Raw genomic sequence first — 14,141 nt, 5'->3', positions numbered from 1 at the left:
TCCACATTCTTTGCCAAGCTAAATGCCAGAGATGTCGCGAACGGCTCCTTTGTCTGCGCTGGACGCCATCTTCGCATAAGCCTGCAATGCTTTGGATACAAGGCGGTTTCGCTTTTCCGGTTTCCAGGCGTTGGCTCCGCGGGCTTCCATTTCTTTTCGGCGGTCAGCAAGTTCCGCATCGGTAAGACCCACATTGATCGTGCGATTCGGAATATCGATTTCGATCATATCGCCCGTCCGGACAAGCCCGATATTGCCCTTATTCGCCGCTTCGGGAGAAGCATGCCCAATGGAGAGGCCGCTCGTTCCGCCCGAAAAACGCCCATCGGTCAAAAGCGCACAGCTCTTTCCCAAATGGCGACTTTTCAAATAGCTCGTCGGATAAAGCATTTCCTGCATTCCAGGGCCGCCTTTGGGACCTTCGTAACGGATCACGACAACATCGCCCGCTTTCACCTTGTTCCCGAGAATTCCTTCGACCGCTTCTTCCTGGCTTTCAAAAACGATAGCCGGGCCGGTAAACTTCAAAATGGATTCATCAACTCCCGCGGTTTTCACAATGCAGCCGTCAATCGCCAAATTGCCGTAAAGAACCGCAAGTCCGCCATCTTTGGAATAAGCGTGCGCCCCATCGCGGATGGCGCCATGTTCCCTATCCAAATCCAGCGAGTCGTAATGGAAATTTTGCGAGAACGCCGAAATGTTAAACTTCCGACCCGGTCCCGCGAGATAGCGATTTTTCACCTCTTCCGAAGGATTTTTCATCACGTCATTTTGATCAATAGCGTCGCCAATCGTTTTGGCATGCACCGTCCGCGCGTCGCGATGAATCAGTCCCATGCGATCCAGTTCCGCCAGAATTCCCATAATACCACCAGCGCGGTTCACGTTTTCCACGTGGATATTGTGCACAGTCGGCGCCACCTTGCAAATGCACGGCGTGTTGCGGGAAAGGCGGTCGATATCTTTCATCGTAAAATCGACCTGTGCTTCCTGAGCCACGGCGAGCAAATGGAGTACGGTATTCGAACTGCCGCCCATCGCAATATCCAAGCGCATCGCATTTTCAAACGCCTTCTTTGTCGCAATGGAACGTGGCAATACGGATTCATCGTCTTCGTCGTAATAGCGGTGGCAAAGTTCCACAATGCGGCGTCCCGCTTCTTCAAAAAGTTTTTTCCGTTCTGCGTTGGTCGCCACAATCGTCCCGTTTCCGGGCAGGCTAAGTCCAATCGCTTCCGTCAGGGAATTCATCGAGTTGGCGGTAAACATCCCGGAGCAGCTGCCGCAAGTGGGGCAAGCCGCTTTTTCAATCGCCGCGGAATCCTCGTCGGAAATGGAATCGTCCGCAGAATCGATCATGGCGTCAATCAAATCCAAAGCCCTGTCCGAGCCATCCTTTTGCGTGACATGCCCGGCTTCCATCGGACCACCCGAAACAAACACCGCCGGGATATTCAAACGCATCGAAGCCATCAGCATTCCCGGAGTAACCTTGTCGCAATTGCTAATGCAAACCAGGCCATCCGCACAGTGGGCGTTCGCCATGTATTCCACGCTGTCCGCAATCAATTCGCGAGAAGGAAGGCTGTAGAGCATTCCGCCGTGACCCATTGCAATGCCGTCATCCACGGCAATCGTATTCATTTCTTTGGGAATGCCTCCCGCCTTGCGAATCTCCTCGGCGACAATCTTGCCGACTTCGCGCAGGTGGACGTGCCCCGGAACAAATTCCGTGAAGCTGTTTACAATAGCGATTACAGGTCTTCCAAATTCTTCGGGCTTTGTGCCTGTCGCAATCCAGAGCGCACGAGCGCCAGCCATTTCGCGACCATCAATCGTCTTTTTAGAACGCAAATCTTTCATGTTTTACCTCTTATAGATTCCGCAGAAATTATAGAAAACTTGATAGAACAAATCTTTGATACAGATTTTTCACGCCTATTTTGGCGTCTCTAAAAATTCATTTTCCAATCGGTTGCAGCCCTTCGATTAGTTCGACAAACGGTTGCTGAGCCTGTCGAAGCACACGAATCACTATTTCTTCACCAAAGCAATTTTTTAGAGGCCGCCTTTTTATAGATTATACACTATGAAAGAAAAAATTCTGCAATACATCAAAAGTTTCAACTGGAAACTGCTTTTCATATTTGCAGCCGCCTGCATCCTCCTAGCCATCATCAACAATTTCCGAGTCGGCGAAGATCGCTCCGTCGAATGGATTGGCACGCAGAAAGTCATGGAAAAACCGGAGGGCTTTTAATGCGCAAGCACATTTTTGCCGCCGCTCTCCTGCTGATTGCCACTTTTCTTGTCGCCGTTTCCGTCGCCGAAGTCGCATTCCCGGAATCCTTTTTGACTTTTACCGATAAAGAATTTCTCATTGAAAAATTCCCCAAAATCTGGAAATACAATATCCACGTTGGATTGGCTTCGCTGGCGCTCGGCATATTGTTCGTCGTCCCCGCCTACAGAAAGGACAAGGATTTTACCATCAAAGGTCTGGAAACCCTGTTCCGAATCGGCATCGGCGGCATGTTCGTCTTCGCGAGCATTTTTAAAATCCAGGATCCCAAGCAATTCGCCACCCTGGTCGCGCAGTATCAGTTCTTGCCGGACTTCATCAACAATTTTTTCGGTCTGGTCTATCCGCAATTTGAATTGTGGTTCGGGCTTGCCATGATTTTTACGCCATTCATCAAGGAATCCGCCCTGGCCATTTTCTGGATGTTCGTCTCGTTCATCATCGCGCTGACCTGGGCGCTCGCCCTGGATTTAGGAATCACCTGCGGCTGCTTTGAACTGGAAGGCGCGCAAAGCAAAAGCGAAGCGTGGACCGCCCTCATCCGCGATCTGATTCTCATCGGCCCGACATTCTGGCTGACACTCCGCCCGAACCGAAGCATCATCGGCATCTGGAAAAAATAAGTTCCCAAATGGATTCTTTTGCCAAGGTGAAAATCGGGCGAAATGAAAATTTGAAAAAACTTGGGCGTGCCCCGCCTTGCGGGTCGGCGAGCTACGGGCTACCTTCCAGTCGGTGCTTCGCACTGGGCGCGAAATTTTCCAAGGCAAATCCCGCGCCACCCTCCGCATGCCTCACGCGATAAAGCAAAAAAATATTTTCCCGCGCAGGCTTTCAAAACGGAAAAGCCGGGGAATCGCCCACCCAAGCAACAATATGATTGGCACGGTTATTGCATATTCATTCGCGAAATCAACAAGAACCCGGCGTAATGTTTCATTTTGAAACGCTGCACCGTATAAAATGGAGACACTAGAACATGGCAACCGAAAAAAAAGAATTTCAAACCGAAGTTCAAGACCTGCTACATTTGATGATCCACTCCTTGTACAGCAACAAGGAAATCTTTCTCCGCGAGCTGATTTCCAACGCCGCAGACGCCCTTGACAAACGCCGCTTCCTCTCCCTTTCCGACGCGAGTCTGCTCCCCATCGGCACCCAGCTGCAAATCGATCTTTCCGTAAACAGCACCAACAAAACGCTGACCGTCGAAGACAACGGAATCGGCATGAACAAGGAAGATCTGATAAGCTGTCTCGGCACCATCGCCCGCAGCGGCACCAAGCACTTTGTGCAAAATCTGAAAGACGCCGACAAATCCAGCGTGGATTTAATCGGACAGTTCGGCGTCGGCTTTTATTCCGCCTTTATGGTCGCAAACAAAGTCGAAGTGCTTTCACGCAAAGCCGGCGAAGAATCCGGCTATCTTTGGAGTTCGGACGGAACGGGTTCCTACGAAATTTCCGATATGCCCAAGCAGGAAGTCGGCACAAAAATCACCCTCTACTTGAAAGACGGCGAAGACTTCCAGGAATTTTCCTCGGAATGGAGCGTGGAATCCATCGTCCGCAAATACAGCGAGTTCGTTTCCTACGGCATTTTCCTGCACCACGAGCCGACGAAAAACGACAAAGGCGAAATGGAGACAAAAGAACCGACGCGCCTGAACGACAAGCCCGCTCTTTGGCGTCAAAGCGAAAAAGAAATTTCCGAACAGCAATACAAGGATTTTTACGCGACGGTTTCCCACGAAGGCGGCGAGCCTCTGGCCTGGAAGCACTCCCACGCCGAAGGTTCCCAGGAATTCTGGACGCTGACTTATATTCCTTCCAAAGCACCGTTCAACATCTGGCAGAACGACCGCATCAACGGGCTAAAACTGTATGTCAAAAAAGTCTTCATCATGGACGACTGCAAGGATTTGCTCCCGCCGTGGCTCCGCTTTGTGCGCGGCGTCGTCGATTCCGAAGATCTGCCGCTGAACGTCTCCCGTGAAATTCTCCAGTCGAACAAAATCATCACGACGATTCGCAAACGCGTCATCAAGGACGTTCTCGACAAACTTTCCGAAATGCAGACCCAGAATCGGGAAAAATACGAAGCCTGGTGGAAAGAGCTCGGCATGGTTCTCAAGGAAGGCTTCTACATGAACTGGGAACACTTGGACGAACTCAAAAAGCTTACGCTTTTCAAATCGACAAAATCCGGCGACAAGTTCACAAACCTTGAAGAATACGTGAAAAATATGCCGAAGGAACAGAAGGAAATCTACTTCCTCATCGGCGAAAACAAAGAAGCGATTTCAGCAAGCCCGATTCTCGAAGCCTACAAGAACAAGAATTTTGAAGTCCTGCTCCTTTCCGATCCGATTGACGAATTTATGATGAACGCCCTCACCGAATTTGAAGGGAAAAAATTCCACGACATCAGCCGGGGAGACGTGGATTTCGAAAAGACCGAAGAGGAAAAAAAGTCGGAAGAAGCTTCCAAAGCGGAATACAAGGATCTTTGCAGCGAATTGCAAAAAATCTTGGACGCAAACATCAAGGAAGTCCGGGTGTCCAGCCGTCTGAAAGACAGCCCCTGCTGCCTCGTCACCGACGAAGCCGCAATGAGCCACCACATGGAACGCATGATGGCCGCCATGGGACAGGGAGTCACCAAGTCCAAGCGCATTCTGGAAATCAATCCGAATCATCCGATTTGCAAAATGCTCAAGGACAAAACAGCCAATAAGGAAGCCCTGGAAGACTGGCCGAAAGCCCTTTATGGACAAGCGGTTCTTGCCGAAGGTTCCCAACTGGAAAATCCGGGAGAATACGTTCAAGCCATCACAAAGCTGCTTTCCGCCCAAATTCACTAATCGTCAAAAATACAAACACACAATGCCGTCTTATATTTCTATATAAGGCGGCATTTTTTTAAGCAGACCGCCATTGCGCAAAATGGCAGAAATAAAGCACCTCCTTTCAACATACCTTATGGCAACTGAAATGACCCGTTCTGAAAACCGTTGGATTTTAGCACAAAAGCAACTCAAAGAAATCTTTGGCTTCACCTCTTTCCGTCCTGCGCAAGAAGCCGTTATTCGCCAGATTTTTGAAAATAAAGACACGCTAGCCCTCTTGCCAACCGGCGGTGGAAAATCGATTTGCTACCAGATTCCCGCGCTGGTAAATCCGGGAACTTGCATCGTGGTTTCTCCCTTGCTCGCCCTTATGAAAGACCAGGTGGACAACCTGCGAGAAAACGGAGTTGCCGCCGCAGCGCTCAACAGCCAACTTTCCAAAGAAGAGAGCGCACGGATTCGAAGCGAAGCCATACAAGGCAAGCTAAAATTGCTTTACCTCTCACCAGAACGCATTCATTTTGAAATGCACCAGCTGCTGCCCAAAATAAAAATTTCGCTATTCGCCATCGACGAAGCGCATTGCATTTCTCAATGGGGACACGATTTTCGCCCCGAATATGCCGAATTGCATGCTCTGCGTACACAATTTCCCCAGATTCCACTGCTTGCCCTAACCGCCACCGCCGATTCTGCAACGCGCAATGATATTCTCGAACAGCTTTCCATCCCTAAAGAAAATACGATTCTTTCCAGCTTTAACAGGCCCAATCTCCATTTAGCGGTAAAGGTCAATTATCGCAAGCGCGAAAAAATACAGCAAATCATCCGTTTCATTCAAAACCACAAAAGGGAATCCGGAATCATCTATTGCCTTTCTCGACGAGGAACGGAATCCGTCGCCAAAGAACTTTCGCAAAACGGCTTTCGGGTTGCCGCATACCACGCCGGCCTGGAAACCGAAGAACGCATCCGCATACAAGAAGATTTTTTGCACGACCGCATCCAAATCATCTGTGCAACAACGGCTTTTGGAATGGGAATCGACAAGCCCGACATCCGCTTTGTTATCCACTTCAACACTCCCAAAAATATGGAAGGCTATTACCAGGAAATCGGAAGAGCCGGACGGGACGGAATGCCTTCGGACACTCTCCTTTTTTATTCCGACAGCGATATGGTTCAGCTGGCCAAATTTGCGGAAGAAAGCGGAGAACAAGAACTTCAAATTGAAAAATTGCACCGCATAGAACATTATGCGACAAGCCCCATTTGCCGTCGGCGCATTCTCTTGAGCTATTTCGGGGAAACTTTTGACCACGACTGCAACAACTGCGACATTTGCGAACACCCGCCCAAGCGTTTTGACGGAAGCATCCTTGCCCAAAAAGCCTTGTCCGCCATTTTTCGCACCCACGAAAAAGAGAACTCTCAAACCATCATCGATATCCTCTGCGGAAAACGCCACGCGGCAATTCTAGAAAAGCACTACGACGCATTAAAAACTTTTGGAGTTGGAAAAACGACTCCGACCGCCAAGTGGGCTGCCTATCTGATGCAGCTCATTCATTTGGGAGCCATTGAAAAAAGCTACGCACCCAGCCAGCATTTATCCATTACGCCTTTCGGAAAGGACATCCTTTTTGGCAAGAGGAAAATTGAACTGGCATTGATTCGCGAACAAGAAGAACTTTCCAAGCCGTTTCCCGTCGAAAAATCCAGACCTTCCTGCAAAGACGATTTTCTTTTTCAAGAACTGCGTCAGATCCGCATGGAACTGGCCCAAAAAGAAGATGTTCCGGCATATATGATTTTCAACGACAAAGTCCTTTCAGAAATCGTACGCCAAAAGCCCATCTGCATGGAAGAATTTGCCGATATTCCCGGAATCGGTTCGTTCAAGCTCAAAAAATACGGGCAGATTTTCGTTCAGAAAATCTGCCAGCTGTTATAAAACGTTACTTGACGTCTGGGCGTCGATAGCCCCATTTTGTGAGGATATTGTCGTCATCCCGACGGATAGAGCCGCGTTTCAAATCGGGCAAGTCGCATTGCAAAACCGAACGGATTTTAACATCCGATTTATAGATGTATGTTCCCGTACCAAGTTTACGTCCATCCTGGGCTTTTAAATAGCCCTCTTCATCCGGTTTCAATTCAAAATACAGCTGGATTCCTCCCGTCGCATCGATATGCTCCGTAGAGATGTTTTGTTTAAAGCTGTAATCGCTTACGTAGTCACCCAAAGTCGTGAAGAACCAAATCCGAAGATGGATTGTCGTCGTATAAAGACTGGCAGCGGCTCCTAAAGAATCATAGGCTTTTTGGAAATCCACAGAACAATGGTTTTCTATAAAATCATGGACTTCTATTTTTTTACGGTTCCAGCCGCCACCGCTATCCAAAGAAACATACCCGTTTTCCAAAATACTCGAAAGAGTCGAAGATGTTCCCGTCTGATCTACAGCTGGAGCTTGCGCCGTAATGTGAAGTGTCGAACCCAAATGCTCACCCGAAAGTCCCTCATAAGGTTCTTTAAATGAACCCGGAGAAACTCCGCCTTTAGAACCCGCCTGAGTCTCTTCTTCTTTTCCGGTTTTCACATTCATAACACTCAAAGCGAAAGAAGTTCCCGGCTCACTGTTTGAAGCTGCCGTAAATTTATCGACCCGCTTCGGATCCGAAGAAACAAGAGTGTTTTCCATTTCCACGTTAATCAATTTACCCGCTTTCAAAATCACCACAACCGTGTCCGAGGTTTCATTTCCAGCCTTATCGCGATAAGTCCGAACAATGAGATTCTTTCCTTCGTTTAAGCCCTGATACTGCAATGTGTCTTGTTCAATATCATTGACCACCCACTTGACGGCAACAGAAACATTGCTCGTTACAAGCAGATTCTCCGGAGAAAGGATTTTAACCTTTGGCGGATTTGTATCCACAATAATCGCTGTAGTCGCCGTAGCCGAATTGCCGTAAGAATTCGTGAACGTATAAGCGACATTGTAAATCATATTGCCGTCAGAATCCGTCACATGAACGCCTTTTGAATTAACCTGATAAGAAATGAGCACTTCATAAGAAGAATGCACATCGGCTCCCATTGCCGTTTTCGTATAGCTGACCGAGTAAAGTACATTTCCATCAGAATCCGTTTTCACTGTTCCCAAAGCGTCAACCGTATAGGAAAGCGTCACCTGTTTTCCATCGATATCTTTGTAAGTGTAGGCGACTTCGTAAAATTCTTCGCCATTTTCATCGACCAGACGCTTGCCATCGGCATCCGTCCAATACGACACTTTGACAATTGTTCCTTTTGAAGTCGTATCCAGATAGCTTACCTGAATGCGATTTGTACCGACAACGGAATGGCTTACGGTCACACTCGGCGACAAATCCGATTCATCGACAAGAGTGACTTTCCCCACCGTCTTTTCCGCAGTTTCGATTTGCGATTTTGTGACTGTCGCTGTGTCCAATTCCACCTTAAAGGCGGACTCGCTTTGAACAACCTTACCATCCGAAGAATCCGAAACAACAACGGTGACAAGAGCCGTATTGGAACGAATGTAACTGGCGGTATCATCAGCATCTTTCTGTTCCACAATAGTTACGCCGCTTGGGTCGCCCGTTTTATCATTGGACGCACTTACCGAGACTTCCGGAATTTTCGTACTCAAGAAGATGACGACTTGCGCGAAACCATCCTGATAGGAAACTTTCACCACATTCTTGCCTTCGCTAGCAACAACCGTGCTGTCCAATTCTCCTCTCGGAGTCGTCCATTTGATGTAAGTCTTCGGATTATTCGTATAAATCGTGTCCGGTTTAACCCAACAGGAATCCCCCGATTCCGCATAAGTGATTTCCACTGTTTCCAAGACATTGCGAACCCGAATCGTTACAGAAGCCGTATCTTTGAGTCCATCCGGATCCGAAACAACAACTGAAATGGAATATACCGAATCCTTTTCGTAATCCAGAATTTCATCTTTTTTCAAAGAAATTCTTCCCGTTACAGAATCAATTTGGAAAAGACCGCTGGTATCCTTTTGCACAGAGAAATGCAAAGGATCGCCGTCCGGATCGGCGGCAGACACATTTGTCGAAGCGGCACAGCCGCGACATTCTTCATCGATATAAACAGTCACATTTTGAATCACAGGCCTTTCATTTACATTCAGCACCTGAACAATGACCGTTGCCGTATCCTTGAGTCCACCGGCATCCGAAACTTCGACCAAAACCGTATAAGAATTTTTCGCTTCGTAATCGAGAGAGCCTTTCAACGTTACCGTTCCCGTGCTGGGATCTACCGCAAAGACGCTCGTCTCTGTCAGAACTTTATAAGAGATGGTTCCAAAAGCCGGAGTCAGTATATCCGGATCCGAAGCTTCGACCCGGCCAAGCGTTTTTCCTTTTTCCGCGTTTTCTGCCACCGTGAATGCCGTATCGCGCACCGTCGGCTTTTCGTTCACATCCTGCACGCGAACGACGACCTTTGCCGTATCCTTAAGTCCGCCGGCATCCGAAACTTCGACCAAAACCGTATAAGAATTTTTCGCTTCGTAATCGAGCGCGCTGTTCAAAGTGAATTTGCCGCTCTTGGATTCGATGGCAAACGTGCCCGTCTCGTTCAGCAATGTATAGGAAAGCGTACCGAAAGGCGAAGTTGAAATATCTGGATCCGACGCCTGAATAACACCGAAAGCAAAACCTTTCTCCACCGTTTCCGCCACCGTGAATGCCGTATCGCGCACCGTCGGCTTTTCGTTCACATCCTGCACGCGAACGACGACCTTTGCCGTATCCTTAAGTCCGCCGGCATCCGAAACTTCGACCAAAACCGTATAAGAATTTTTCGCTTCGTAATCGAGCGCGCTGTTCAAAGTGAATTTGCCGCTCTTGGATTCGATGGCAAATGCGCCCGTCTCGTTCAGCAATTTATAAGTGAGATTCCCAAATTTTGCCTTGTTCAATGTGTCAGGGTCCGACGCCAGAATCACACCAAAGGCAAAACCTTTCGCCGCCGTTTCCAGCACCGTGAATGACGTGTCAACCGCGGTCGGCTTTTCATTAATGTCCTGCACGCGAATCACAACAGGAATCGTGTCCGAATTCAACGAACCATCCGTTGCATACACATAAATGGTATATTCGATTTTTTTAGATTCGTAATCCAGAACATTTTTCTTCAAGGTGATTTTTCCCGTCACCGCATCCAAGCCAAAAAGCGACGTATCGCCCGAAGCTATATAATAATGCACCACGTCGGAGGATTGCTTATCCGTAGCATGAACAACTCCGACAGAATCGCCCTTGGGACTGTGTTCATCTTCCTTAAATTCATACGAGGAAGTATCGAATTGCGGAGCGGTATTGACATCGGCATCTTTGACTGTCAATGAAAAATACCCGGCGCGTTTGTTTCCTTTCAAAACAGCTCCGCTCATATTGAACACATACAATTTAAAAGTCTCGTTTCCTTCAATCAGATTGTCTTTTTTCGGCGTCACCAAAACCTGTTTTCGAGGTTCGGTTTTTCCCGAACTGAACTCCACAATTCCAGAATCCCCCGAAACAACGCCGTTTGTCACCGTACAAATCGGCATTCCCGCAGTTTCAAAATCCGCTTTGTTCGCCAAAAGGGACGCATTGCTGTTCGCAACATCGCTTAGGACAAAGCAATAATTGAAAACGACTGCAGTAATCGGGGTATCCGACAAGGTGATTCGAACATTCTGAGCGACACCGTTTTCCAAAAAGACGCCAGAACCCATCGCCGTCGGATCGATATCCAATACAGGCGGATCAAAAGGCACATAGCGAAAATCTTTTGCCGAAAAATCCGCATCAATATAAATGACCTTGGCAAGCAACTGCCCCGCAAAATTGGTATGCTGAGCAAAATTGATCGTGCCGCCCGAAATGAAAGTTCCCTGAATAGCCTTTTGCCCCGCGCCAAAATGGATGTCGTTGGGCGTATAGAAAAGCAGATTGCCCTGATACTCGGAATTAGAAACGCTGACCAAATTTGTCGTATTCCAAGTCGAATTCGAGGCGTTCCAATCATCCAGCGAAGACGCTTCCGCAACAGATATATTGTTATGGTCGGATCCTCCAAGGCCGACAATCGATTCTTTAACAAAAATTTTGGTTAGACGCCCGCCCGGAGGCATGACAACGACAAGCTTTCCGTTATTGGAAAAATTTATCGATTGGACAAAGTAATTAAAAGAATTGGAATCCGTCGCCGAATAAGGCGGAACATGGATATACGAAGTCTGGGAATTTGTCGCATTCAAAGGAGAATGATAGACTGTGGTTTTCTGAACGTTGGAATCCAGCGTAGGAACGTCCAAAGTGGTGTCCACTGCGGGAACGAGATCCGTTGATTGACATTCCGCAGCACTTAAAATTTTGCCTTTGAGCCCTGCCTCCGTATTTGAATTATAACCGCCGTCCAAACAGAGATTTCCATAAAAGGCGTTCTGTTCACGCCCATTGGAAGAAACATCAAAAGACTTCAAAAACCGAACCGGTCCCGTCAAGGTATCCGATCCATCTCCGTTAGAAAAAACACCGCCAAAAAGTACTGGGCCACCGAGAAAATGCCTAGTATTTCCGCCCATTTTAAAGTTGCCGGTTGCGCTGCCCGAATAACCGACAGAATCCGTAATGAAAACATTCTGTCCTTTGAATATAATGCCATCGCCATTGACACCACGGGCAAACAGCTTGTACTTGACCAGCAAATTCCAGGCATCCAGCTGAAGCGCGGTATCTCCGGGATTCTTCACCGAATAGAAACGCAGCGGAAATATCGTTTTACCGAATGTCGTTTCCGCATTCGCCCCACAGACTAGCAGGGCCAGTCCCATAACCAAAGATTTCCATTTTTTATTCATCATGACACATCCACCCTTGAAAAATTGAAGAATTTTTCATTACCAATATATATAATTTTTGTAAGCATTCAAGATGTACATTTTAACGGATGGCGCATATCAACCCCACAGCAAAGCTGTCAAAACAAATCTAAAACCCGTCTTTGCGCCAATTTGAAAATTTCTGCTGTTAGTTTACCAAAATTCGGGAAAATTTTTCTATGTTTTGGAATCCCTAGACCCCTATCAATGATTGTTTGCGGGCACCCCGCCAGGGCGAAAGCAGCAACGGACTTGTGAATTTTTATGTGAAAGGGTAGTCTAGGGATTTTTGTTTTTCTTGATTTTACCGCCTACTTCGGCTCCGAACGGAATTTTTTTTCAAATGATTCTTTGGACCTTGCGACATACTAAACCCTACAACCCGAAAGACGTCTGTTACGGTCGCTCGGACTTCGATGTAGCTCCCTCATTCACGGAGGAATATCCTCCGGCAGTTCAAGTTCTCCGTGAAAATTGTCGAGCGCAGAGGATTTATTCCAGCCCTTTGCAGCGTTGCCGCAAATTGGCCGAAAAAGTCGCCGAAGCGATAAAACTCCCCGTTCAATATACCGACGCGCTTTATGAATTGAATTTTGGCACTTGGGAAAATGTTCGACTAGATGCCGTCCCCAAAGAAGAAATGCGGGCATGGAAAGCCGACTTGCGCGGATACCGCTTTCCGGAAGGCGAATCTTTTCATGACATAGACGTTCGGGTGAATCAATTCATCCGGCAACTGCTCGATGAAGAAAATTCTTCTGGAACCGAATCCGAAATTCTTTTTGTGACCCACGCCGGTGTTATCGCCTCAATTGAGCATTCGATTTGCGGCGTTCCAGATTCCGATTTTATCGAAGGAGCTTTCCCTTACGCCATGGTCACCCGCTTTAAAATCCACTTGGAAAATGGCAATCCCCGCGGAACTTTCCGCACCCTTTACGGCGGCATTACTCAAAACTCCCTAGCAGAAATCATCCAGAAGCTCTAGATTTTCTGTTAAAAGTCAAAAGTGAACGAAGCTTCGAGTCCGCCTTTGAAATCGGGCCCTACGGCAAAATGCGCGGGACTGTCGAAATCGCTCATCATCGCATCGACAACGGCGTCTCCAATCGAATAGAGATAAATTAAAACGAGTCCCCAAATATACTGGTTCCGATTTTTCCGGTAATACAGAATCTGTTCGTTAATTCCGTCAAGGTCCGCATGTCCAGGATCTTCCTGTTCCAATACATGCTTGCGGTCGAGATAATAATTAATCACGTGCTGCCGAGAAAAAAGGCTGACCGACGCCCCGAAAAGTCCCATGTACAAAAGTCCCGCCTTACCATATTCCCCATTGTAAAGCTGTCCCCAGCCCGGCACCAGAGAACGGAGCAGCGCGCCCGATACGGGACGATAGCCCACATCGCGACCTTGATTGTGCTTCCAAATTCCGTAAGCGTCGAACAATCCGTAAACATGAACACCTATCAGCCACGCCAGCTCCGATTTTCGAAGATCCTCCTCTTCGATCTTATGGTCGCTGAATGTGCGAATTTTTTCTGCAAACTGATTGCGCTTGTCCTGAAAGTAAGAAAGACTGTCCCGGCGATTCAAAATTTTATCCGTATAGACCCGAACGGAATCCTGAAATTCCTTCGCCTGCCTAAAACGCCTTCTTTTTTGCACCTTCTTGTTTACAAAAACTTCGTAAGAGAGAGCCAGCTCGACCGCCGTCAGAAATCCTCCGCGGATATAATGCCCCGTATAATACTGCCCGCCCCCCGGAAAAATACCGAACAAAAGGGTTAAAGCGAGCGAATTATGCTCGGTTTCCAAATCCCATTCGTAAGTCGGCAACGAGTCAATGCTTTGCACTCCGGTTTTACCTTTTTCCGCGATCCGGTTTGGAGGCGGATCCTCCTGCAAAATTTCTTCAACATGCACATCGTCTTGAAATTTCTCTGCCACTGCATTTTCGGACTCCGCAGCAAATAGCCGACCAGCAAAAACCAGCGACAATAGCAGCAGGAAAATTTGAATGGAACCCAAAAAATGCATTGCAGCAAATGTAACAAAG

The 14,141-nt window shown here is 47.8% G+C and carries 8 protein-coding genes and 1 other RNA gene; 6 read left to right on the top strand and 3 right to left on the bottom strand.

Features of this window, described 5'->3' with window-relative positions; all coding sequences use genetic code 11:
- Positions 1-18 precede the first annotated feature (18 nt).
- Positions 19-1,866, bottom strand: coding sequence for a dihydroxy-acid dehydratase (gene ilvD / locus B5D40_RS02775; protein ID WP_078775684.1), 1,848 nt, complete (start codon positions 1,864-1,866; stop codon positions 19-21).
- 226 nt (positions 1,867-2,092) lie between these two features.
- Here ilvD and B5D40_RS15530 point away from each other — a divergent pair, with 226 nt between their 5' ends.
- The 4 genes from B5D40_RS15530 (at position 2,093) to recQ (ending at position 7,107) form a co-directional block, all read left to right on the top strand.
- Positions 2,093-2,263 (top strand): hypothetical protein, encoded by a 171-nt coding sequence (locus tag B5D40_RS15530; RefSeq protein ID WP_158222070.1) that lies wholly within the window; start codon positions 2,093-2,095, stop codon positions 2,261-2,263.
- The gene (locus B5D40_RS02770) at positions 2,263-2,928 is read left to right on the top strand and encodes a MauE/DoxX family redox-associated membrane protein (RefSeq protein WP_078775683.1); all 666 of its coding nucleotides are present in this window, start codon (positions 2,263-2,265) and stop codon (positions 2,926-2,928) included. The genes B5D40_RS15530 and B5D40_RS02770 overlap by 1 nt, the downstream gene beginning before the upstream one ends.
- 356 nt (positions 2,929-3,284) lie before the next feature.
- Positions 3,285-5,168, top strand: coding sequence for a molecular chaperone HtpG (gene htpG, locus B5D40_RS02760; protein ID WP_078775681.1), 1,884 nt, complete (start codon positions 3,285-3,287; stop codon positions 5,166-5,168).
- Positions 5,169-5,298: 130 nt separating this feature from the next.
- Positions 5,299-7,107: a DNA helicase RecQ gene (recQ, locus tag B5D40_RS02755; protein ID WP_078775718.1), complete on the top strand. Its 1,809-nt coding sequence runs from the start codon at positions 5,299-5,301 to the stop codon at positions 7,105-7,107.
- A gap of 4 nt (positions 7,108-7,111) precedes the next feature.
- Here the strand turns inward: recQ and B5D40_RS02750 are convergent, their stop codons facing one another.
- Complete coding sequence (locus tag B5D40_RS02750) at positions 7,112-12,064, bottom strand: cadherin repeat domain-containing protein (RefSeq protein ID WP_078775680.1); 4,953 nt, start codon at positions 12,062-12,064, stop codon at positions 7,112-7,114.
- Positions 12,065-12,273: 209 nt separating this feature from the next.
- Between B5D40_RS02750 and ffs the strand changes: the two genes are divergently transcribed.
- Both ffs and B5D40_RS02740 read left to right on the top strand, forming a co-directional pair.
- Positions 12,274-12,370: signal recognition particle sRNA small type (gene ffs / locus B5D40_RS02745), an RNA gene on the top strand.
- Between the two features lie 55 nt (positions 12,371-12,425).
- Positions 12,426-13,070, top strand: a complete 645-nt coding sequence (locus tag B5D40_RS02740; protein WP_078775717.1) for a histidine phosphatase family protein — start codon at positions 12,426-12,428, stop codon at positions 13,068-13,070.
- An 8-nt stretch (positions 13,071-13,078) separates the two neighbouring features.
- Here the strand turns inward: B5D40_RS02740 and B5D40_RS02735 are convergent, their stop codons facing one another.
- Positions 13,079-14,122, bottom strand: a complete 1,044-nt coding sequence (locus B5D40_RS02735) for a DUF5683 domain-containing protein (RefSeq protein ID WP_078775679.1) — start codon at positions 14,120-14,122, stop codon at positions 13,079-13,081.
- Positions 14,123-14,141 lie beyond the last annotated feature (19 nt).

The sequence above is a fragment of the Fibrobacter intestinalis genome (assembly GCF_900167415.1).
Lineage (GTDB): Bacteria > Fibrobacterota > Fibrobacteria > Fibrobacterales > Fibrobacteraceae > Hallerella > Hallerella intestinalis.
The sequence above is the reverse complement of the archived record's forward strand: the minus strand, read 5'-3'. Positions and strand labels throughout refer to the sequence as shown.

What these genes read in the sequence shown, in the direction of transcription:
- ilvD (WP_078775684.1), bottom strand. Translation starts at nt 1,866, where the DNA reads ATGAAAGATTTGCGTTCTAAAAAGACGATTGATGGTCGCGAAATGGCT.
- B5D40_RS15530 (WP_158222070.1), top strand. Translation starts at nt 2,093, where the DNA reads ATGAAAGAAAAAATTCTGCAATACATCAAAAGTTTCAACTGGAAACTG.
- B5D40_RS02770 (WP_078775683.1), top strand. Translation starts at nt 2,263, where the DNA reads ATGCGCAAGCACATTTTTGCCGCCGCTCTCCTGCTGATTGCCACTTTT.
- htpG (WP_078775681.1), top strand. Translation starts at nt 3,285, where the DNA reads ATGGCAACCGAAAAAAAAGAATTTCAAACCGAAGTTCAAGACCTGCTA.
- recQ (WP_078775718.1), top strand. Translation starts at nt 5,299, where the DNA reads ATGACCCGTTCTGAAAACCGTTGGATTTTAGCACAAAAGCAACTCAAA.
- B5D40_RS02750 (WP_078775680.1), bottom strand. Translation starts at nt 12,064, where the DNA reads ATGATGAATAAAAAATGGAAATCTTTGGTTATGGGACTGGCCCTGCTA.
- B5D40_RS02740 (WP_078775717.1), top strand. Translation starts at nt 12,426, where the DNA reads ATGATTCTTTGGACCTTGCGACATACTAAACCCTACAACCCGAAAGAC.
- B5D40_RS02735 (WP_078775679.1), bottom strand. Translation starts at nt 14,122, where the DNA reads ATGCATTTTTTGGGTTCCATTCAAATTTTCCTGCTGCTATTGTCGCTG.